Genomic DNA, 22,713 nt, shown 5'->3' with positions numbered 1-22,713 from the left:
ATTACAGCTCCGTTCTGCCCTCTAACGCACGCAGAAGGGTGACTTCATCAATATTTTCCAGATCGCCGCCCACCGGAACGCCGCTTGCAATCCGCGTCACCTTGATGCCGGTCGGCTTGATCAGCTTGCTGATGTACATGGCCGTTGTCTCGCCCTCCAGGCTGGAGTTCGTGGCAACGATAACCTCCGAGACATCGCCCTGGAGGCGCTGCATCAGCTCTTTTAACCGGATGTCGTCCGGCCCAATCCCCAGCATCGGGGAGATGGCCCCGTGCAGGACGTGGTAAACGCCGTCGTATTTTCCGGTTTTTTCATATGCCGCAAGATCCTGCGTCGTCTCCACCACCATGATCACGCTGTGGTCGCGCTTGACATTTGCGCAGATCGGGCACAGCTCTTTATCGGTCAGGGTCTGGCAGCACTTGCAGTACTGGACGTGGGATTTTGCTTCTGTGATCGAATCGGCCAGCCGTTTTGCCTGGTCGGCCGGCATATTCATAATATGAAAGGCCAGTCGCTGTGCGGTTTTCACACCGATGCCAGGCAGATGGGACAGCTGCTCGATCAACTGATTGATGTATCCGCTGTAGTAATCCATCAGAACGGGAATCCTCCGCCCATGCTGCCGAGTCCGCCGGCAAGTTTGCCCATAGCTTTGGCTGCCTCGTCCTCAACTTTGCGCAGTGCTTCGTTGGTTGCTGCCATGATCAGATCCTCGAGCATTTCTACGTCGTCCGGATCTACGGCATCTTCGCTGATTTTAACTTTGGTTACTTCTTTTTTACCGGAAATGGTTACTTCTACGGCTCCGCCGCCTGCTGTCGCAGTGAACTCTTTCTCCTCCAGTGCTTTCTGGTTCTCTTCCATCTGCTTCTGCATTTTCTGAGCCTGCTTCATCAGATTGTTCATGTTGCCCGGCATTCCTCCCGGGAATCCTCCTCTTTTTGCCATGGTAATATCCTCCTGAAAAATTTGTTTTTAATCTATTCTTCCCCGTCGTCGAAGTCGCTCTCGTCGTCCTCCTCGACCGGGATTCCATGAATCGCCTGCGTCAGTGCATCATCCACGGAAATCGTGGAGAGCGCGGCGTTTGCATGCTGGTCTGCTAAAATGAGCTGGACCTCTACGGTTTTTCCAGTCATCTGTTCAATAATGGTGCGGATCTCATCGGCTGCCTCCGGCCGCTCAACGTAGATGGATGCGAGCTGGTCTGCAAACTCAACAAACAGTTTGGCGTCGCCCGTCTCGCTGTTGTATTTCGGAACGGCGCTCTGCAGAAACTGGCGGAACATGCCGCTTGTCTGGCCGACAATTGCCTTCCAGGACGCGCTGATGCGCTGTAAATCCGCCGGTGCGGCTTTCACTGGTGCCGGTGCATTCTGCGGTGTTTCTGCCGCCGCATAGCCGTCTCCGGCCGCTCCGGAGCCTCCTGCACTGCCGTTTCCTGCTCCCGGTGCATTTGTCACCATCATCGGGATTCCGCGCTCCATTTTTTCTTCGAGAATCCTAAGACGCTCCAGCACGGATTCGAGGTTCTGCTCCATCTGCGGTTTGCAGAGTTTGACGAGCGCCACCTCAACGAGCACGCGCTTCTGCGCCGCATAGCGGAGCTGGCCGGAGAGCTCGGATAAAACGCGGATATAGTGGATCAGCGTCTCATCGTCTACCATCGTGCTCTCTTCTTTTAAGAGCTTCAGGTTTTCTGTAGAGACATCGAGCAGTTCTTCGGTTTCATCTGCGCTTTTTACCAACAGCAGATTCCGCAGATACCACGTAAAGTCGGTAACGAACTGTCCCAGCTCTTTTCCCCGGTTTAAAAGGGTTTCCAGCGTGCGGATGCTTCCCGTTACATCCCCGGCGAGGATCGTGCGGAGCATCTGGCTGAAGATTTCGGTATCAACAGTTCCGAGAACTTCAAGGACTTTATCGTACGTCAGCTTCTGCCCGAGGTAGAAGGCGATGCACTGGTCCAGGAGGCTTAACGCGTCTCGCATGGAGCCGTCGCCCGCCTTTGCGACGTAGCGGATGGCTTTTTCTTCGACATCCACGCCCTCTTTTTCCATCAGTTCACTAAGACGCGCCGCGATGGTATCGATCGTGATGCGGCGGAAATCGTACCGCTGGCATCTGGAAAGGATCGTCACCGGGATTTTGTTTGCCTCTGTGGTCGCCAGAATGAAGATGACATAGGACGGCGGCTCCTCCAGGGTTTTTAAGAGTGCATTGAACGCTCCAGTAGAAAGCATATGCACCTCATCGATGATATAGACTTTATACCGTCCCTGTGTCGGCCGGTAGGCTACCTCCTCACGGATTTCACGGATGTTGTCGACACCGTTGTTCGATGCCGCGTCGATCTCGATGACGTTCGTGGAAACGCCCGCCAGAATCGCCTTACACGTCGGACATTCGTTGCACGGGCTTCCGTCCACGGGATGTTCGCAGTTGACCGAGCGGGCGAGAATTTTGGCGATCGTCGTTTTTCCTGTTCCGCGGGTTCCGCAGAACAGGTACGCATGACCGATGCGGTCCGCGCGGATCTGATTTTTTAATGTTGTTACAATGTGATCCTGTCCTTTTACATCCTCAAAGGTGGAAGGACGGAATTTTCGGTACAGAGCAGTATAGCTCATAAAATTTTTCTCCTTTTATTGCATCGGCATGGAAGCCTGCCGCCGGCAGTTTCTTTTGGACAGCAGTGCAACAGAAGAACGGAGACCTTGTTGTTCTTGCTTTAAGGCCTCCGTTCTTTTTCCTTGCCTTTTTCGGGAACGCATCAATCGCCGAAGCTGATTCCCATCCGTTTTGCCTGCAGGACTTCCTGTGCATTCGGATCTACGGTCTTTAATTTTCCGGCGCACTCGCCCAGCGGAATTTTCTTTACTTTTCCGTTGACCATTCCGACCATGTAGCCGTACTGTTTGTCCAGAATAAGCTGTGCTGCCTCAGATCCGAGTCTTGTGGAAAGGACACGGTCATACGGACACGGGCTGCCGCCTCGCTGCATGTGGCCCGGTACGGTGACGCGGATTTCCATGCCTGTCTTTGCCTCGATCTCTTCTGCGATCTTGTAGGATACGGACGGGTATTTCTTTGCGATTTCTTCCTGACGTTTTTTCAGCTCTTTCTTCGGAAGTGCTGCGTCTTCTTTTGCAATTGCACCCTCGGCAACGGCAAGAATGGTGAATCCGCTTCCGCGCTCTTTTCGTCTGTTGATGGCCTCGCATACTTTTTCAATATCGTATGGAATTTCCGGAATCAGGATAACGTCTGCGCCGCTTGCGATTCCGGCGTACAGAGTCAGCCAGCCTACTTTATGACCCATAACCTCTACGATAAAAACTCTCTGGTGAGAGGAGGCTGTTGTATGGATGCAGTCGATCGCATCGGATGCAATATTGACGGCACTGTAGAAACCGAAGGTCATATCCGTTCCGTAGATATCATTATCGATGGTTTTCGGAAGATGGATAATATTCAGTCCTTCCTCTCTCAAGAGGTTTGCTGTTTTCTGGGTTCCGTTTCCGCCAAGAATGACAAGGCAGTCCAGAAGGAGCTTGTGGTAGGTATGCTTCATTGCTTCCACTTTGTCCAGACCGTTTGCATCCGGGGTACGCATCAGCTTGAACGGCTGACGTGAGGTTCCGAGAATAGTTCCTCCCTGTGTTAATATACCGGAAAAATCTTTTGCACTGAGCATGCGGTAATCGCTGTAGATGAGGCCTTTATAGCCGTTCATGAATCCGTATACTTCGAGATCTTTTACATTGTTTGCAAGGCCTTTTACGACTCCGCGCATGGTCGCATTTAATGCCTGGCAGTCTCCGCCGCTTGTTAACAGACCAATTCTTAACATATGACTTTTCCCATCCTGTTCTTTATTAGATTTTCACGACTGCTTCTTGTTTCCTGGCAGTATTATGGAATGTTTACATTATACCCTATTTTTTTCGTTCTCACAATAGTTCGGGGGAAGAAAGCGCGGGAGTTTCTATTTTTTGTACGAAAAAAGGAAGTCTGTGGTTCAGGCTTCCTTGGATTTTCTTTTTTATGCGCGCCGCACTTCGAACTCTCACCACAAACGTTACTCCTACAGCCTACTCGGCCCAGGCACCCTCACGGCACACAGGAGATTCCACTTAGTGCTGCTGCATTCCTGCCCTGACACGGTTCATGGAGTCCTGTTGCGTAAGACCCAGACGTCAACGTCACTTATAGAAGGCAGCTTCGCAATGAAAGAGCCCTCGGATTGGCATCACCCCCGCTGTAGCGGATTGCGGGTACAGGGCACCGCTATCTCCCCGGCTGCGCATTGTTTAGTATACGGGATTTCGGAGGGGATGTCAAGGAATTTGTGAATTGAAATATTGGTATAGCACGAGTATAATTTATAGTAAGGCCAGAAAATAACGCAAAAATTCAGTACCGCAGAGTGTGAACGACTGCTTTTTTCATTATTTTCAAGATTTGCTATCGATAACTTTTTGAAAATGATACATTTTTTTCTTATAGAAGGAGGATGGACGAATGATACGAGTTACGGTCTGGAATGAGTTTCAGCATGAGCGAACGCAGGAGAAAGTGAAAGAGATTTATCCGGACGGGATTCACACCTGTATTGCAAAGTTTCTGGGACAAGAGGAGGAGCTTTCGGTTCGGACGGCTGTGTTTGACGAGAAGGAGCATGGGCTGACGGAAGAAGTGCTGGCAAATACCGATGTGCTGGTGTTCTGGAATCATATGCTGCAGGAGGAGTTCTCGGACGATGTGGCCGAGCGGGTTCGGCGTCATGTGCTGGCCGGAATGGGGCTGGTAGTTCTGCATTCAGGGCATTATTCCAAGATTATGCGGAAGCTTCTCGGAACAAGTATGACGCTTCGGTGGCGGCATGGGGATCGTGAGAGACTGTTCTGTACGTGTCCGACCCATCCGATCGCGCAGGGAATTCCGGCATGGGTGGATATTCCGGAGGAAGAGATGTATGGGGAGTTTTTTGATATTCCCAAACCGGATGATGTGGTATTTACGGGATGGTTTGCAGGCGGTGAGGTGTTCCGCAGCGGATGCACCTTTACACGTGGGCTGGGCAAAATTTTCTATTTTCAGCCGGGACACGAGGAATACCCCATTTACCATATGCCGGTGATTCAGAAGATTATCAAAAATGGGGTGCGCTGGTGCGTTCCTGTAGTACGAAGACCGGCACCACTGGATAATGCATGGGTGAATCCATCTACGGAGGAAGTGTATCTTTCTTCACACCAAAAATAGCAACTGCAGTTTACCGATATCTGTATCCCGTTTGATTTTTTCAAAACAGGGGTCTGATTTCACGATCAAAAATGTTCTGCAATACACGGATGGAATCTGCGTACACATTGCATAAATCAGGAGGAAATGTTATATGAGAAAGCTTTCCGTTTTTTACGAACACATTCTACAGGCGTGTGAGCAGTCCGGTAAGACGATTCCGGAAGTGCTCGCGTTCTGCAGGGAGCAGGGAATTTCGGCTGTTGAGATGAACTACAGTCTGTTTGCATCAGAAAAAGAGGTCATTGCCCCGATGCTTTCCAATGCGGGGCTGGTGATCAGCTGTATGCATGAAACCTTTGATTTTTCCCATGATACGGATCTTGGCAGAGCACAGCAGATGCTCGATACTGCGGCATCGCAGCAGGTTTCGCGTGTCCTGTTTGTTGCAGGCGCGCTTGAAACTGCCGAAGCGGCAGAGCTTGCAGCCTGCAGCAGCACCTATGAGGCAACGAGTACTTTTATGACCGAAAACAAATCGATTCAAAATATGGTACATGCGCTTTCCTCACTCGCCGAATATGCGGCTTTGCGTGGCGTTACGATTACCTTAGAGGACTTTGACGGTTTTTTACAGCCGTTTGCACGCACATATCCGCTGCTCTGGTTTATGGAGCACGTGCCGGGGCTGCGATATACGCTTGATATCGGAAATTTTGCTTTCAGTGATGAGGATGTTTCGTATGCTGCCTGGCTTCTGAAGGATTATATTGTCCATGTTCACTGTAAGGATCGTGCCGAAAGTCCGCTCGTTCACGGACGTTTCTGCCGCGGCCTTGGCCAGACACCGGCCGGAACGGGATATCTGCCGATGGCAAAGCTTCTTACAGATTTAGAAGCGTGCGATTACGACGGTTATCTCGCCATCGAGCATTTCGATGCGCCGGATCAGTTATCGTTCATCGAACAGTCCGCAGCGTTTCTGCGCCAGTGGGTTTCCGAATAATTCCGCCTCTTTCATAAGCGCTCTGATTTTCGGAAAATTTCGTATTTCCGGGGAGAAATTCAGCAAGGAAAATATGTCGAAAAAATTCTTTACTATCTTTGGTTTTTTCGTATCTTTTCCTTGCTTTCCATGGAAAACATGGTAAACTAAATTTGAAGCTTTTTGAGAAGGCATGATTCGAAAAGCAAATCTAAAACAAGAGGGTTTTAAAGTAATGGGAGAAATTATTATTCCGCAGGGTTACAAATCTGCATTAAACCTCCACGATACACAGGTGGCGATTAAAACAGTAAAGGATTATTTCCAGCATGAGCTGACACATCGTCTGCATCTGCTCCGTGTAACAGCTCCACTTTTTGTACAGCCGGAAACCGGCTTGAATGACAATCTGAATGGCGTAGAACACCCGGTTTCTTTTGAGTTAAAGGATCAGGGTACCAAGAAAACCGCTGAAATTGTTCAGTCTCTGGCAAAATGGAAACGGTACGCACTTCACAAATACGGCTTCTCTGAGGGAGAAGGCATCTACACCGATATGAACGCCATCCGCCAGGACGAGGTGACCGACAACATTCACTCCGTTTACGTGGATCAGTGGGACTGGGAAAAAATCATGTCCCCGGAAGAACGCAATCTTGATTTCTTAAAGAGTACCGTAAAAGATATCTATGAGGCACTGAAAAACACGGAAAAACATATGGCAGACCAGTACGACTACATCGAAACCATTCTGCCGGATGAAATTTTCTTTATCACTTCCCAGGAACTTGAGGATCGCTATCCGGATCTGACTCCAAAGGAAAGAGAGTATACAATCACCAAAGAAAAAGGTGCTGTCTTTATTATGCAGATCGGCGGCGTGCTTGCTTCCGGAGAGCGTCAGGACGGACGTTCCCCGGACTACGACGACTGGTCCTTAAACGGCGACCTGATCGTTTATTATCCAGTGCTTGACATCGCTCTTGAGCTCTCCTCCATGGGTATCCGCGTCAACGCAGATGCTCTCCGCGCCCAGTTAAAGGAATGCGGATGCCAGTCCCGCGCGAAGCTTCCCTTCCAGAAATCCATTCTGAACGGCACTCTCCCGCAGACAATCGGCGGTGGTATCGGACAGTCCCGTATCTGTATGTTTTTCCTGCGCAAAGCGCACATCGGAGAGGTACAGTGCTCGGTATGGCCGATGGAGACACGAGAGGTGATGGATGTGATGAATATTCAGCTTCTGTAAGATTGGTTTCGAATAGACTATTACTGTAAAAGGGATACGTTTCCTGTCCGCCCGTTTTCAGGGTATGACAGAAACGTATCCCTTTTATATTTTCCTGCATTGCTGCTGCATTTCGTCCTTACATCAAATCTTTTTCTGCTTTTCGCGGTTTCAGAACCGTTCTTCCAAAAGCTCAAGCAGTTCCTCTCTCTGAAAGGATGCTGTCTTAATTTCATCACCGGAAAGGATCTCTTCCGCCAGCTCTTTTTTCATCTGCTGAAGCTTGATGATTTTTTCCTCGATGGTTCCTTTTGCAATCAATTTGTATACCGTCACAACATTTTTCTGCCCAATACGATGTGCACGGTCTGTCGCCTGATTTTCAACAGCAACATTCCACCATGGATCGTAATGGATGACGATATCCGCGCCGGTCAGGTTCAGGCCGGTTCCACCTGCTTTCAGGGAAATACAGAATACAGACGTGTCATCCCGGTTGAACTGTTCCACCATTTGTGCACGCTGCTCTTTTTTCGTGCTTCCCTGCAGGACAAAGCAGCTGATGCTTTCTTCCTGCAGACGCGCGGTCAGGATCTCGATCATCGAAGTGAACTGGGAGAACAGCAGGATTTTGTGGCCGGATTCCACGGCACTCTGAATCAGCTCAATGCAGAGATCGAGTTTTGCCGAACCGCCTTCGTAATTTTCGTAAACAAGCGCAGGATCACAGCAGAGCTGACGCAGCCGCGTCAGTTCAGAGAGCACCTGGAACCTGGAATCGGCAAATTCTTCCTCTGTCTGGTTCTGCAGCATAAGCGCCAGCCGCTGGGCATGTGCATGATACAGCTCCTTCTGCTTCTGTTCCATGCAGGCAGCCATATTTTTCTCAATTTTGTCCGGCAGATCCTTCAGCACTTCCTTCTTCAGACGGCGCAGAATAAACGGACGGATCATCTTTTGCAGACGTTCTAATCTTTCTTCGTCGCCGTTCCGCACAATCGGAAGTTCAAACTGCTCGCGGAATTTCTGATATCCATAGAGGAATCCCGGCATCAGATAATCAAAGATGCTCCATAGTTCACTTAACTGGTTTTCTACCGGTGTTCCGGTTAATGCCAGGCGGAACGATGCATGGATTGTTTTCACGGCTTTTGCTCCCTGCGTTGCGTGATTTTTGATGAACTGCGCCTCATCAATGATCTCGCAGAAGAATGGGAGATCCTGATACAGTTCGATATCGCGGCGGAGCAAATCGTACGAGGTAATCAAAATATCCTGCATACCGGCATTTTGGATCATCTCTTTCCTCTGTTCCTGTGTGCCGGCGACGAGTCTCGTCTGCAGCTCCGGAGCAAAGCGGGCACATTCGCTCTCCCAGTTATAGACGAGAGATGCCGGTGCAACGATCAAAGAACGACGATTTGCATCTTCGGGTGCTTCCTGCATTTCAGATAAGAGAAAGGCGATGGTCTGCAGCGTCTTTCCAAGTCCCATATCATCCGCCAGGATACCGCCAAAGCCGTTCTGGCATAAGGTTTTCAGCCACCAGAATCCTGTTTTCTGATATTCACGGAGCTGTGCCTGCAGATTGTCCGGAAGTTCAAAATCGTTCTCCTCTGCAGTTTTCATATTTCGGATCAGCATACGGAACTCGCGGTTTTTCTCAACCTGAAGATCATCCTGCTCTTTTAAACGGGTATCGAGGTAGAGTGCTCGGTATTTCGGAATTGTGATCTCGCCGCTCTTCAGCTTTGCCTCGGAGATCTGCAGATTTTCCCGCAGTTCCGAGAGAACGCGGATACCGTCCTCGTCCATATCCATAAATTCACCGGTCCTCAGGCGGTAAAATTTCTTTTTCCGGTCATATTTTGAAAGAATCTCTGCCAGTTCCTCCATGCCAAAATTGCCCGGATTCAAATGAAGTTCCAGTACATTTTCTGCGAGGGATACACCGACAGAAACTTTCGGGGACGGGATGACACGGATCGCTTTTAACCGGTCAGAAACAAAAATTTCGCCCAGTTTCTGCAGATCTTCCATACCGCTGCTTAAAAACTCATACATCTCATCGGCTCCCTGGAGAAGCATCTGATGTTTCCGCGCATCATAAGCGCTGAAACAGGATCGAACGAGCTGGTTTGCCGCTGCTTCTTTCCGTACATCACGGCCATGGGAAAGCTGATGGATATCGTTTGCATCTGCAAAAACATTGTATTTTTTCTCGCCATAGACAGCCAGAAGTTCGCAGATAATCATATCATGCTGCGGCGCATCCAGATAAATCTGAAATTCCACCTGCGGCGGAAGATACTGCTGTAATTCCAGCTTTTCTTCTTTTTTTACCTTAAAATGTTCCTCCAACACCGGGAGAAGTCCCTGGCAGAAGGTCGGGATATCTTCTTTTGCAATTTCACAGACTCCGTCCGGACATCGCTCCATATATTCCAGGAAGTCGCAGACTTCTGCTATCTCTTCCCTTGGGACTCGGTAAATTGTATTTTTTTCTGAAAGAAAATACAAATATTTTCTGCCATAAAAAATGGGATCCGCGTACATCTGTACCTTTAGGCCATCTGCTTTCCGTAAAAGCTTCATTTCATACTGCGGCATCCCCTCCTGGCAGTGCCACAGTTTTTCTTCTCTCCAGTTCGTACGACAAAAGAACTCCTGGCTGCCAACAGCCTCAAAAAATTCATCCATATTCTGCACAGAAATCATCACATAACGGTCATCAAAGCAGGACGCATAGCTGCCGGTACCTATCTGATAGCATGAGCCGCGTTCCATGGTATATGCGCTCAGAAATTCTACCATCGGACGGCTTTCTTCTTCAAAAGCATCCATACAGTGCAAAAAAGAAAGCTGTGCACCGTAGCTGACCGTTTCCATATTTTTTACAGCTGCTGTCATTTTGGAAACACTTTTTAATACATACATCCTTTTGCTTCCGATTTTAAATTCTGCCCGAAAGGAATCGTCAAACTGGCTCTCCAGATGAATTTCCAGTTTAACCTGACCTGCTTTTGCTTTCGGCAGAAAAGCAACCTGATCCCGCATCACATAATGTGAAAGCAGTTCAGAAAAACCGGGGCTTGTCTCTGCTTTTGGTGTTGGTTTTACTACTTTTCTGACAATTTTATGTTCTCCCTGGAATTCTTCCATTCCTTTTTTCACGCCGACAGCACGAAGAAGCTGCTCCAGTTCCTGATGTTCTTCGTCATTTCTCACTTTTTCTTCCAGTTTTTTTCTCTCTTTTTTCCGCCATTCAAGATAGTACAGCAAAACAGCGACACAATGTTTGCACAATCCCCAGTACTGCTCATGTGCCGGACAATCACAATCATCTTCCATAATTTCAGACATTTCTTCATCTACAGAAACGCTGACACAATACATATTTTTTCCGCTTCCGTCTACGACAGCTGTAATTTTATGCAGTTGATATCCGAAAATATCCTCCATTTCCTGTACCTGAAAAGCATGCACTTTCTGTTCTTCATAGATCTTTTTTCCACGGTTATATGATACGGAATTCGTCTCCTGTTTGATGTCCGCCTTTGTAATCATGCTGGTAAAATCCTTTCTGTTCTATCTTTTCCCATCATTCACAATTCGTATTTTACAGATTCTGGTTTTGATCACATCCGACAAGCTTCTCGGAAAGCTCTTTTAAAACATTTTCCTGATATCCCGCTTTTCCTGTTTTCCTTACCAGTTCCGCCGTTTCTCTTAATAACGGGTGCCAAATGTGTTCCAGCTTTTTTCTGCCATTCTCTCCAAATACTTCTTTTGAAAGACTGTTCCGGTAATCCTCTGGTGACATTCCAAAGAATTGGATTCTGTTTCCGAACCGCTGCCAGAGTCTGTCGGCAATTCCAATCCCATCCGGATCAAGATCTCCACTGTAGTAAATGGGAATCCCACTCTGTACGATCAACGAAATCAGTTTTAATGCTGCATACCGCGGCTGTCCCGACGTACACAGCAGCGACACATTCTTTCCCTGCACCTGTTCCATAAGATAGCTGAATACCATTTTGTTTTCCACAATGTATACACACGTTCCGACAGGCTGTACTTCTGTAATACCCTTCAGATTTTCCATGGTAAGCACATACGGTTCCCCGCATCGGCAAAAGGCTTCATATGCCGGATGCCATATCTCCTGTTTTTTCAAACGAATTCCAAACGCATGTACCAGGGAAGAAATATTATCCGGCACAACTCCCACGCACTGCAGCAGTTCTCTCCATTGCATTCGGTACTGATAAATAAGAGGTTTCATCAATTGCCTCCAAGTAGTCCATCTTTTTTTCCTTTCTTATTCTCTTTTATTTCAACTAATAAAAATTATATCATATCCTGCTATATATGATAAGTTTCTTTTGGTTAAAAACAGAAAAACCCCGGCCGCCTTACGGCGCCGGGGTCTCTTACGTTTGAGCACAAGTATCTTTCGATACAATTATATTTTATTTCCCGCAGTGCTTTCCTCGATTTCGCTTCGCTCCATCTCGGTCGGGCTGTCGCCCTATAAATTCTCCGACTAATGCCCTTGTGTGAGCAAGCTCCCACCGGTCATTACTCTCCGAATTTGCACTGCTCATAGATAACCGAAATTAGTCGATCAGAGTAGCAACACGGCCTGATCCAACGGTACGGCCACCCTCACGGATAGCGAAGGTAAGACCCTGATCCATAGCGATCGGGTGGATCAGTTCGATGGTCATCTCTACGTTATCGCCAGGCATGCACATCTCAGTTCCTTCCGGAAGAGTGATAACACCTGTTACGTCAGTTGTACGGAAGTAGAACTGCGGACGATAGTTATTGAAGAATGGAGTATGACGGCCACCCTCGTCTTTTGTCAGAACGTATACCTGAGCGGTAAATTTGGTATGGCAGTGAACGGTACCTGGTTTAGCCAGAACCTGTCCTCTTTCGATCTCTGTTCTCTGAACACCACGAAGCAGAGCACCGATGTTATCACCAGCCTGAGCCTCATCGAGGAGTTTACGGAACATCTCGATACCAGTTACAACAGTTTTCTTGGTCTCTTCTTTCAGACCTGCGATTTCAACTTCCTCATTCAGATGAAGAACACCAGCCTCAACACGGCCAGTAGCAACAGTACCACGACCAGTGATGGTGAATACGTCCTCTACAGGCATGATGAAGTCTTTATCAGTGTCACGCTGCGGATCCGGGATCCAGCTATCTACTGCATCCATAAGCTCCATGATTTTATCTCCCCATGGGCCAGCCGGATCTTCCAGAGCTTTCAGAGCAGAACCCTGGATGATCGGAGTGTCATCTCCCGGGAAGTCATACTCGTTCAGCAGCTCACGGATCTCCATGTCTACCAGCTCAAGCAGCTCTTCGTCGTCTACCATATCGCATTTGTTCATGAATACAACGATGTAAGGTACACCTACCTGACGGGACAGAAGGATGTGCTCTTTTGTCTGAGCCATAACACCGTCTGTAGCAGCTACTACAAGGATAGCTCCGTCCATCTGTGCAGCACCAGTGATCATGTTCTTTACATAGTCAGCATGGCCTGGGCAGTCAACGTGTGCATAGTGTCTTTTCTCTGTCTGATACTCAACGTGTGCAGTAGAGATTGTGATACCACGCTCTCTCTCTTCCGGAGCTTTATCGATATCTTCGAAGTTCTCAGCAGTGTTTCCTTCTACTCTGGTAGAAAGTACTTTTGTGATAGCTGCGGTCAGAGTTGTTTTACCATGGTCAACGTGGCCGATGGTACCAATGTTACAATGCGGTTTTGTTCTTTCAAATTTAGCTTTAGCCATTTTAAAATGTCCTCCTTAAAATTGCGCCCAGTGGGCTTTTTTGAGACTAAATTGGTGGCAGGAACCCACCTGAATCGTAAACCTGCTAAGTCTGATTATATTGCATTTCCGTCTTATTTGCAAGGGAAATCTCAGAAAAATAATACTTTTAGGCTGTGCAGCCTTTGACAGCTGCACACCCGATTATTTTTCTTACATTATTTTGCTTTTGCAGACAGAACTTTTTCCTGTACGTTTTTCGGAACCTGCTCGTATTTATCAAAGAACATGGAGTAGTTACCACGTCCCTGAGTTTTAGAACGAAGGTCTGTTGCGTAACCGAACATTTCAGCCAGCGGTACGAATCCACGGATCATCTTTCCGCCGCCGATGTCATCCATACCCTCGATACGACCACGACGGGAGTTGATATCACCGATAACATCACCCATGTAATCTTCCGGAGTGGAAACTTCGACTTTCATGATAGGCTCAAGAAGAACCGGAGCACCCTTCTGCATAGCTTCCTTGAATGCCAGAGAACCAGCAATGTGGAATGCCATCTCAGAAGAATCGACCTCATGATAAGATCCGTCGTATACATTTGCATGAACACCGACTACCGGGAAGCCTCCCAGGATACCGGCTTTCATAGCCTCTTCGATACCTTCGCCTACAGCCGGGATATACTCTTTCGGAATAGCTCCACCGACAACGGTAGACTCGAATTTGTAAATCTCTTCGCCGTTTGCATCCATAGGCTCGAATTTAACTTTACAGTGACCATACTGTCCACGTCCACCAGACTGTTTTGCATATTTGCTGTCGATGTCTGCCGGTTTGGTAATGGTCTCTTTGTATGCAACCTGCGGAGCACCTACGTTAGCCTCTACTTTGAACTCACGAAGCAGACGGTCAACGATGATTTCCAGATGCAGCTCACCCATACCAGCGATAATGGTCTGACCAGTTTCCTGATTGGTGTGTGCACGGAAGGTCGGATCCTCCTCAGCCAGTTTTGCAAGGGACTCGCCCAGTTTGCCCTGGCCTGCTTTTGTCTTAGGCTCGATAGCCAGCTCGATAACCGGCTCCGGGAACTCCATAGACTCAAGGATTACCGGATGCTGCTCGTCGCAGATGGTATCACCTGTTGTGGTGAACTTGAATCCGATTGCAGCTGCGATGTCACCGGAGTAAACTTTATCCAGCTCCATACGTTTGTTTGCATGCATCTGAAGGATACGTCCAACACGCTCTTTTTTATCTTTTGTTGCATTCAGTACGTAAGAACCGGAGTTCATAGTACCGGAGTACACACGGAAGTATGCCAGTTTACCAACGAATGGGTCTGTCATAATCTTGAATGCCAGTGCGGAGAACGGCTCGTCATCGGAAGAATGTCTTACGATCGGGTTTCCGTCCAGATCGGTACCCTCGATTGGCGGGATATCGGTCGGAGCCGGCATGTACTCAAGAATAGCGTCCAGGAGTTTCTGAACACCTTTGTTTCTGTATGCAGAACCGCAGCATACCGGTACAGCTGTACACTCGCAGGTAGCTTTACGCAGAACTGCTTTCATCTCGTCTACAGACGGGATATCATCATCCAGATAACGCATCATCAGCTCATCATCCAGCTCGCAGATTTTCTCTACCAGCTCGGTGTGATACAGCTCAGCGTCGTCTTTCATATCTTCCGGGATATCAACGATGGAGATATCATCGCCCTTATCGTCGTTGTAGATGTAAGCTTTCATCTCGAACAGATCGATAATTCCCTTGAACTCATCTTCCTTACCAATTGGAAGCTGAAGGCAGATAGCATTTTTACCAAGTCTGGTCTTGATCTGATCTACAGCGTTGTAGAAGTCAGCACCAAGGATGTCCATCTTGTTGATGAATGCCATACGCGGTACGTTGTAGGTATCAGCCTGACGCCATACGTTCTCAGACTGAGGCTCTACACCACCTTTTGCACAGAACACGCCGACAGCGCCGTCCAGTACACGAAGAGAACGCTCTACCTCTACGGTAAAGTCAACGTGGCCTGGGGTATCAATGATGTTGATACGGTGCTCAAGAGCGCCCGGTTTCGGCTTGCAGTTCTCTTCCAGAGTCCAGTGGCAGGTTGTAGCAGCTGAAGTAATTGTGATACCACGCTCCTGCTCCTGTTCCATCCAGTCCATGGTAGCAGTTCCTTCGTGAGTATCACCAATCTTGTAGTTAACACCGGTATAGTACAGGATACGCTCGGTCAGGGTTGTTTTACCTGCATCGATGTGAGCCATAATACCAATGTTTCTGGTTCTCTCTAATGGATATTCTCTTCCAGCCAACGGATTTTCCTCCTCTTAGAATCTGTAGTGAGCAAATGCCTTGTTAGCCTCTGCCATCTTATGAACTTCTTCTTTCTTCTTCACAGAAGCACCTGTGTTGTTAGATGCATCCAGAATCTCGTTTGCCAGTCTGTCTTCCATGGTACGCTCGCCTCTCTTACGAGAATAAGCGGTCAGCCAACGAAGGCCAAGAGCCTGACGTCTGTCCGGTCTTACCTCGATCGGTACCTGATAAGTAGCACCACCGATACGTCTTGCTTTTACTTCAAGAACCGGCATGATATTGTTCATTGCTTCTTCAAATACTTCGATTGCTGGTTTTCCAGCTTTTTCTTCTACTTTAGCAAATGCGCCGTATACGATTTTCTGGGCAACGCCTCTCTTACCATCCAGCATGATGTTGTTGATCAGCTTGGTTACCACTTTGTTATTGTATAACGGATCTGCTAAAACATCTCTTTTCTGAGTATGTCCTTTACGTGGCACGTTACTTCCCTCCTTAACCATCATTCGATTAAATCATCGGTACTCACACTTATTTGCAGTATGTCCGCGCGTGTAAATTCTCTATAAATCCGCAGCCGTGGGGATTTATGGAATAACGCACAACATTTCGCTTTTTTGTGATACTAGATATATCTCGAACTCGTTTTACTTAATTATTTCTTTTTCGGTCTCTTAGCACCGTATTTAGAACGGGCCTGTTTTCTGTTAGCAACACCTGCAGTATCAAGTGTACCACGGATGATGTGGTATCTGGTACCTGGCAGGTCCTTAACTCTTCCTCCACGGATCAGAACAACGCTGTGCTCCTGAAGGTTGTGACCTTCTCCTGGGATGTAACTTGTTACTTCGATTCCGTTGGAAAGACGAACTCTGGCGATTTTACGAAGAGCTGAGTTAGGTTTTTTCGGTGTAGCAGTTTTAACAGCTGTGCACACACCTCTCTTCTGAGGAGAAGACATATCTGTGGATTTCTTTCTCAGAGAATTGTAGCTTTTCTGCAGTGCCGGCGCGGTAGATTTCTTTACGGAAGTCTCACGGCCTTTTCTTACTAACTGGTTGAATGTTGGCATTCCATTTCACCTCCTGATAGATTTCTCCGTGTGTCCCACGGGGTTTCATACGGCTGCTTTAGTTCAACATAATTGCTTTGCAGCTTTTGCGCGCACAAAAAACAGTCTTTTACGCACGCTCGTTTATTATAGCGTCTGTCCTTTCAAAAGTCAAGGGGGAAATTCGCAAAAAATCGCGTATTTACGCGGCTTCTGCGGATTTCCCCCATTGATGCATTACTGTGCAAAAGTATTTTTTCTTCCTATTATAATCTCACCAGATTATTTTCTGACATTTTCTGTTTTTCGTTAAAGCGGACGGTTCCTGAAGGCCGGACACGCATCACACCGCTTCGGCTTCTCCTCGCTCTGTGCATTGCCCCAGAGGTCACGCGCTTTCTCTTCGGCACACCCTTTGCACCAGGGAAACATGCGGACATTGCTGATGTAAAAGTTCTCAAAGTTTGTCTCGTCGTTGTTGATGTCAAACTGCTGCTTTCTCGACAGCTCTTCCGTATGTTCTGCAATCCAGGCCTTCTGCCCTTCGGTCGCCGGATACCCCGGTCCGCCGAGGACGTAATCCATATCGGCATGGAGATTTTCCGGTTCGCCTGGTTTGTGGAATCCTACAAATAAAATATAACCGCGGCGCAAAAGCTCCTGGATCGGCTCGTCCGTCTGGCCGTCCGGACCTAAAATCGCCCGCGCGGTCTGCGCATGAAAATTTTCTGTTTTGGGATAGAATTTCCCAGTTGGTGCTAAAAATCCATCTGCCATTTTCTTTTCTCCCATGTTCTCATTTGCTGTATGCTTTTCTATACCATAACCGATTTTTTCAAAACAGGCAAGGTTTGTTTTACTGGATTTTTTTTTTTATCTGTGCTATACTCTTGCCCGTGCATTTATGCAATCGGATTTTCCCGTCTTTTTGCGGGTGTCCGGACTGGTTCGTGAACTTCCCAGTATAAAAAACCAAGTATCTCAAAATTTTCATCAAAGGAGATTGGAAAATGAATGCAAGAAAACTGATCATCGACTGTGATCCGGGCATCGACGATTCTCTCGCCCTGATGCTTGCCGCGGCTTCGAAAGAGCTGGATCTTGTCGGCATCACCACAGTCAGCGGAAATGTACCCGCTTCTATGGGCGCTAAAAATGCCCTCAAAATTCTTTCTATGATTGGAAAACCAGATGTCCCGGTTTATGTCGGCGAGGAGACGCCTCTGGTCCGCGACTACGTGGACGCGATGGACACCCACGGCATGGACGGTCTCGGCGAATCGGGCTGGCCGGATGCCGAAGGCCTTACGCCAAACAAGGACGCTGTTTCTTTCCTGATCGAAACCTTAAAAGCAACCCCTGATGTTACCATTCTTGCCCTCGGACCGATGACGAACCTTGCAAAAGTCATCTCCCGCGCACCGGAGTGCCTGACAAACCTGACGGCTCTTGTCTCCATGGGCGGAAGCTATAAGAGCCATGGAAACTGCTCCCCGGTTGCCGAGTACAATTACTGGTGCGACCCGGATGCCGCAGCCGAAGTATTCCGCGCGTTTTCCGAGCTGCCGCAGCTTGCAGGCAAAAAGCTTCATATGATCGGGCTGGATGTCACACGAAAAATTGTCCTGACGCCGAATCTTGTGGAATATATGAAATGCGTAAATCCAGGAGTCGGAACCCGCATTGAGGAGCTGACGCGCTTCTACTTTGATTTCCACTGGAAACAGGAAAAGGTCATCGGATGCGTGATCAACGATCCGCTCGCGGCCGCTTATCTTGTGGATCCGTCGCTCTGCAGCGGTTTTGATGCGTATACGCAGGTAGAAACCGGAGGCCTCTGCATCGGACAGACGGTTGTGGATGCCATGAATTTTTATCAGAAAGCACCGAACAGCCACATTCTGACGCAGGTCGATGTGCGCCGTTTCTTCCTGATGTTCTTTGAGCGCGTTCTCGGCGTGCCGCAGGAGGAATCCGCACCGGTTCTCGACCAGATTCTCACCGCACCGCCGGTCTTCCCACATGAGACGATGTTTCAGAAGGGAGGCGAGGCATGATGAATACTAACCGTACGTTAAAGCTCACGACACTCGCGCTCTGCGGTGTCATCAATATTCTCGGCGGTACCATTGCTCTGCTGCTGCGTCTTCCGGTTTATCTGGACTCCATCGGAACAGTTCTGGCAGCCGCTCTGTTCGGACCTGCTGCTGGCCTCGTTCCGGGACTGATCTCCGGACTCATTTCCGGCATGACGAGTGATGTCTATGCGTTTTACTATATTCCGGTGCAGCTTGTCATCGGTCTCGTTGCCGGCCTTGTATTCCGCAGACTCCGCCCGTCCCATACGGCAGGATCCCGCAGCGAGAGTCTTTCCCTCCGCTCCATGGGCTGGAAGCTGTTTCCGGCAGCGCTTGTGATCTCACTTCCGGGTACTGTGGTAAGTTCCACAATCACCGCGGTTGTTTTCGGTGGAATTACTTCCTCCGGCTCCACTGTGCTGGTGCAGCTGCTTCACAGTCTCGGTATGAATCTGACTCTCTCTGTCTGCGTTGTACAGGCCATGACAGACTTTGTGGATCGAATGATTGTCCTTGCAGTCGTCCTCGTGATTCTGCCCGCCGTTTCTTCTGCTTTCGGCAGTCTTTCTATGAGAAGCAGAAAATAATCTGTACCAATAGCACAAAGAATCCTGCAAAAAATTCACTTTCTTTTTTGCAGGATTCTCATATTTTGGCATAACAAGAACTCCGGAAAAAAGGGGAGGCTGCATCAGGAGCCATCCCTTTTCCGGAGTCTTTTATTTCTTCTTTAATAAAATCATTCACATGCGCGGATCCATACCTGCATTTCGCCCTCACCTCGGTTGTTCCACATATAATATGGAATCAGCTTCAGTTTCGTCTTTTCCTCTTCCTCTTTCTGATACAGATGATACAACGGCTGTTTTTCCGCATCGCCCAGCTTCATGCGACGTCCCTCGGCCGTTACGCGCACAAAGTGCTCGCCCAGCTCATCGGCTGCTTCTGCGGTTTTTTCACCATTCACACAGAGTTTTGTCAAATGCAGATTCTTTCCGTTGTCTGCTTCTTCCATACAGTAAACAACCGGTCCTCGTTTTACGGCAACACGGCCGGCGTCCTCGCGTACAAGCGGATTGGATGCCAAAAACTGGATTTCCATCGGGAAGTTCAGGCGGATCGTCTCACCCTTCGCCCATACTTTTGTCACATACAGATACCCGTCTTTTTCTTCCACTTCTGCGCCTTTTGGAATCTCTTTTTCATAAGAAGCACACCATCCCGGGATGCGGAATGCAAAGGTGTACGGCTCTTTGGTATCGCTCTCGCAGGTCACGGAAACATGGCCGTCCCACGGGAATTCGGAAGTGATGGATGCTTTTACTTTTTCTCCTTCCGCTGTTCCACCCATGTACAAGTGGACAAACAGGGTTGTGTCGTTTTCCGTGTATGCGTAAGATGCAACTGAGCTTACCGTTCTTGCCAGGTTCGGAGGGCAGCAGGCACAGCCGAACCATTTCTGACGGATCGGTTTTACATGGAATTTCCGCTCATCCTTGTGACATGCCTCCGGCAGTACCTCCAGCGGATTGACATAGAAGAAGCTCTTTCCGTCGAGCGCCATTCCGGAGAGAACGCCATTGTAGAGGGCTAATTCCATCACATCCGCGTACTCTGCTTTTGCCTGAATCTCCAGCATGCGGCGAGCAAAGAACACAAGACCGATGGATGCACAGGTCTCTGCGTAAGCGGTATCGTTTGGCAGGTCATAGTTGAAAGAGAATGCCTCTCCTATATGAGTGGCACCGATTCCGCCGGTGACGTACATTTTCTGATGCACCATGTTGTTCCAGAGAGTTTCACAGGCTTTCAGCAGGCTCTCATCCTGCGTTGCCCTTGCCACATCCGCCATGCCGGAATAGAGATATACGGCGCGTACGGAGTGCCCCTGCACCTCATCCTGCTGACGCACCGGGCGGTTTGCCTGATTGTAGCTATATCGTTCCTCGCCCTCCGGGCAGGTCAGACCGCGCTCGATATCGTAATAGTATGGTTTTGTTCCGCGTTCATCGATGAAGTATTTTGCAAGATCAAGATACTTCTGCTCGCCGGTCAGATCATAGAGACGCATCAGAGCCATCTCTGCAATTTCGTGACCCGGATAACCTGCTTTTTTACCCTCGCCGTGACCGAGTTTGCTGGCAATAAAATCCGCGAAACGCTCCGCTGCTTTTAAGAGACGGTCTTTTCCGGTCGCCTGATAATAGGCCACGGCGCCTTCCGTCAGATGACCGAAGCAGTACAGCTCATGGTTGTCCTTAAGGTTTGTAAAAATCATATCCTGATCGTTGATCAGATAGTAGGTATCGAGGTATCCGTCTTCTCTCTGTGCTGCGCAGACAGCTTCAATTGCTTCATCTGCCGTTTTTTCCAGCTCCGGATCGGGATGCTGTGTCAGGGAGTACGCAACTGCCTCCACCCATTTGGTAAAATCGGTATCCTGGAACAGGAAGCCATAAAATCTTCCGTCCATTTTGCCATCCTTCGGCAGTGTCTCAAAAGTATCCAGCGGATATTTGATCTGAACAAATTTGTCTCCTTTTGCTTTCCGCTCTTTTTCAACTTCACCGGCGCGGCGGTAGTTCCGCATACAGAAGCTCGGTGCTGCTCCCGGAACATTGTCATTTAAGGCATTCCACTGATACGGAATTACTTCGGTGCGGACAAGCTCCATCTCTTTTTTCCAGAATGCATCAGTAACCTGGACTTTTGCCAGGGATAATGGTTTGCTGAAGTTTTTCTGATCCATTTTTTCGGTCTCCTTTTTCGTTGTCTTCCGCCGCCTCCTGGTTTGAAAAAGATATTTTCCTTGCTTTCAGGGATGGGAAGCGTTACACTTCTTTTGACGGCTGTTTTCCTGTTTTTCTATAGTTTTATTTTAGCAAAACGAACCGCCGTTTAAAATACAAGAATGTTTGAAAAGGTTTGAAAAAGTCATATGATCTCTGTTTTATTTCCAGATGCCGCCTGTTTTACCTACGACCTCTGCGGCAAATTCCAGTCCCCGTCCCCGGAGTGGATGCACCTGACACGGAATCTCGTCAATTTTGAACTGATGGTTGTGACGGAAGGAACGCTTTTTATCGCGGACGAACGCCGCTCTTACGAAGTCCATCCTGGCGAATATCTTCTTTTGCCTCCGACCGCCCATCAGCACGGTTCGAAAAAAGGAAGCTGCTCTTTCTACTGGCTCCATTTTATCCCTGGTATCCCCTCCGCACCGCTCATCGCTCCTTCTGACCCGACCGCCGGATCGGTTCTGGATGAGTTTCATGCTGCACCGCCATCCTCCTACCGCCTTGAGGACCTCGCTCCCGCCCAGCTTCCATCCAACTACCCCGAAACGTTATGCATCCCGCGCCAGGGAACGCTTTCCTCCCCGAACCGCGTCATCATCCTCATGAAGCAGCTCCAGGACACTTCCCTGCGTTTCCACAACACGTTCCTCAACAACAGCCTGACTGCCGCTGTTCTCGGCGAAATCAACTGTCAGAGTCCCTTCTACCGCACCTACACTTCCGAAACGCAGCGGACGCAGATCCTGCAGGACATCATCAGCTACATCCAGTACCACAGCAGCGAGTCCCTCAAAGTCACCGAACTCGCCCGTTATTTCGGATACAACGACAAATACCTCTCCTCCCTCTTCCACGAGGGCACCGGGATGACGTTAAAACAATTCATCCTGAAATCCAAAATGGACAGCGCTATGGCCGAGCTGACGGACACAAATCACACGGTCTCTCAGATTGCTTATAATGTGGGATTTCAGGATGCGCATAATTTTTCCACGGCTTTCCGAAAACTCACCGGGATGACGCCGGGACAGTACCGGAAGAGTTATGGGAACCGGAAACTTTCTTTTGAATAGGACGGGAGGATACGACCCCCAGGCACCGCGGGGGGCGGACGCTCCGCTGCGCCTGGGGACCCATCTACGTTTTGGCGGACGGAAGTGATTTACTCAATGGATGGATTCACTTATTCTT

The 22,713-nt window shown here is 48.7% G+C and carries 18 protein-coding genes, 1 other RNA gene and 1 riboswitch; of the genes, 6 read left to right on the top strand and 13 right to left on the bottom strand.

Annotated elements, in window-relative coordinates; translation table 11 throughout:
* Position 1: 1 nt before the first annotated feature.
* From recR to ffs, 5 genes are all read right to left on the bottom strand, one after another.
* Positions 2-598 (bottom strand): recombination mediator RecR, encoded by a 597-nt coding sequence (gene recR / locus DW915_RS07300; RefSeq protein ID WP_022463270.1) that lies wholly within the window; start codon positions 596-598, stop codon positions 2-4.
* Entirely contained in the window at positions 598-951 is a 354-nt protein-coding gene (locus DW915_RS07295) for a YbaB/EbfC family nucleoid-associated protein (protein ID WP_022463269.1), read from the bottom strand. The genes recR and DW915_RS07295 overlap by 1 nt, the downstream gene beginning before the upstream one ends.
* Positions 952-983: 32 nt before the next feature.
* Positions 984-2,633: a DNA polymerase III subunit gamma/tau gene (gene dnaX / locus DW915_RS07290; RefSeq protein ID WP_118741859.1), complete on the bottom strand. Its 1,650-nt coding sequence runs from the start codon at positions 2,631-2,633 to the stop codon at positions 984-986.
* 143 nt (positions 2,634-2,776) lie between these two features.
* Positions 2,777-3,856: a 6-phosphofructokinase gene (locus DW915_RS07285; RefSeq protein WP_022463267.1), complete on the bottom strand. Its 1,080-nt coding sequence runs from the start codon at positions 3,854-3,856 to the stop codon at positions 2,777-2,779.
* Positions 3,857-4,050: 194 nt separating this feature from the next.
* Positions 4,051-4,313: signal recognition particle sRNA large type (ffs, locus tag DW915_RS07280), an RNA gene on the bottom strand.
* Between the two features lie 214 nt (positions 4,314-4,527).
* On the opposite strand from ffs, the gene DW915_RS07275 reads away from it, so the two are divergent.
* The 3 genes from DW915_RS07275 (at position 4,528) to asnA (ending at position 7,484) form a co-directional block, all read left to right on the top strand.
* Entirely contained in the window at positions 4,528-5,271 is a 744-nt protein-coding gene (locus DW915_RS07275; protein WP_117761712.1) for a ThuA domain-containing protein, read from the top strand.
* A gap of 133 nt (positions 5,272-5,404) precedes the next feature.
* Positions 5,405-6,256: a sugar phosphate isomerase/epimerase family protein gene (locus tag DW915_RS07270; protein WP_118741858.1), complete on the top strand. Its 852-nt coding sequence runs from the start codon at positions 5,405-5,407 to the stop codon at positions 6,254-6,256.
* A 214-nt stretch (positions 6,257-6,470) separates the two neighbouring features.
* Positions 6,471-7,484 carry an aspartate--ammonia ligase gene (gene asnA, locus DW915_RS07265; RefSeq protein ID WP_022463264.1) on the top strand — a complete coding sequence of 338 codons (1,014 nt, stop codon included), beginning with the start codon at positions 6,471-6,473 and terminating at the stop codon, positions 7,482-7,484.
* A 150-nt stretch (positions 7,485-7,634) separates the two neighbouring features.
* On the opposite strand, the gene DW915_RS07260 is transcribed toward asnA, so the two are convergent.
* From DW915_RS07260 to DW915_RS07230, 7 genes are all read right to left on the bottom strand, one after another.
* Positions 7,635-11,030, bottom strand: a complete 3,396-nt coding sequence (locus tag DW915_RS07260; RefSeq protein WP_118741857.1) for a DEAD/DEAH box helicase — start codon at positions 11,028-11,030, stop codon at positions 7,635-7,637.
* 52 nt (positions 11,031-11,082) lie between these two features.
* Positions 11,083-11,748: a DUF2399 domain-containing protein gene (locus DW915_RS07255; RefSeq protein ID WP_055265654.1), complete on the bottom strand. Its 666-nt coding sequence runs from the start codon at positions 11,746-11,748 to the stop codon at positions 11,083-11,085.
* A 334-nt stretch (positions 11,749-12,082) separates the two neighbouring features.
* Positions 12,083-13,276: an elongation factor Tu gene (tuf, locus tag DW915_RS07250; protein ID WP_022463261.1), complete on the bottom strand. Its 1,194-nt coding sequence runs from the start codon at positions 13,274-13,276 to the stop codon at positions 12,083-12,085.
* A 197-nt stretch (positions 13,277-13,473) separates the two neighbouring features.
* Positions 13,474-15,591 (bottom strand): elongation factor G, encoded by a 2,118-nt coding sequence (gene fusA / locus DW915_RS07245; RefSeq protein WP_055219269.1) that lies wholly within the window; start codon positions 15,589-15,591, stop codon positions 13,474-13,476.
* A gap of 15 nt (positions 15,592-15,606) precedes the next feature.
* Positions 15,607-16,077, bottom strand: coding sequence for a 30S ribosomal protein S7 (rpsG, locus tag DW915_RS07240; RefSeq protein WP_022463259.1), 471 nt, complete (start codon positions 16,075-16,077; stop codon positions 15,607-15,609).
* A gap of 173 nt (positions 16,078-16,250) precedes the next feature.
* Entirely contained in the window at positions 16,251-16,667 is a 417-nt protein-coding gene (rpsL, locus tag DW915_RS07235; protein WP_022463258.1) for a 30S ribosomal protein S12, read from the bottom strand.
* Between the two features lie 288 nt (positions 16,668-16,955).
* Positions 16,956-17,423, bottom strand: coding sequence for a hypothetical protein (locus DW915_RS07230; RefSeq protein ID WP_022463257.1), 468 nt, complete (start codon positions 17,421-17,423; stop codon positions 16,956-16,958).
* A 160-nt stretch (positions 17,424-17,583) separates the two neighbouring features.
* Positions 17,584-17,628, top strand: a riboswitch (PreQ1 riboswitch).
* A gap of 28 nt (positions 17,629-17,656) precedes the next feature.
* Between DW915_RS07230 and DW915_RS07225 the strand changes: the two genes are divergently transcribed.
* Both DW915_RS07225 and DW915_RS07220 read left to right on the top strand, forming a co-directional pair.
* On the top strand, positions 17,657-18,703 hold the full coding sequence (locus DW915_RS07225; RefSeq protein ID WP_055265648.1) for a nucleoside hydrolase: 1,047 nt from the start codon (positions 17,657-17,659) through the stop codon (positions 18,701-18,703).
* Positions 18,700-19,311, top strand: a complete 612-nt coding sequence (locus tag DW915_RS07220; protein WP_022463255.1) for an ECF transporter S component — start codon at positions 18,700-18,702, stop codon at positions 19,309-19,311. Before DW915_RS07225 ends, DW915_RS07220 begins: the two co-directional genes overlap by 4 nt.
* A gap of 152 nt (positions 19,312-19,463) precedes the next feature.
* On the opposite strand, the gene DW915_RS07215 is transcribed toward DW915_RS07220, so the two are convergent.
* On the bottom strand, positions 19,464-21,473 hold the full coding sequence (locus tag DW915_RS07215) for a glycoside hydrolase family 127 protein (RefSeq protein WP_055265696.1): 2,010 nt from the start codon (positions 21,471-21,473) through the stop codon (positions 19,464-19,466).
* Positions 21,474-21,662: 189 nt separating this feature from the next.
* Here DW915_RS07215 and DW915_RS07210 point away from each other — a divergent pair, with 189 nt between their 5' ends.
* On the top strand, positions 21,663-22,595 hold the full coding sequence (locus DW915_RS07210) for an AraC family transcriptional regulator (protein ID WP_117802597.1): 933 nt from the start codon (positions 21,663-21,665) through the stop codon (positions 22,593-22,595).
* Positions 22,596-22,713: the final 118 nt, after the last annotated feature.

Source organism: Blautia sp. AM42-2 (assembly GCF_003480245.1).
Taxonomy (GTDB): domain Bacteria; phylum Bacillota; class Clostridia; order Lachnospirales; family Lachnospiraceae; genus Fusicatenibacter; species Fusicatenibacter saccharivorans.
This window is presented reverse-complemented; position numbering and strand designations above follow the sequence as displayed.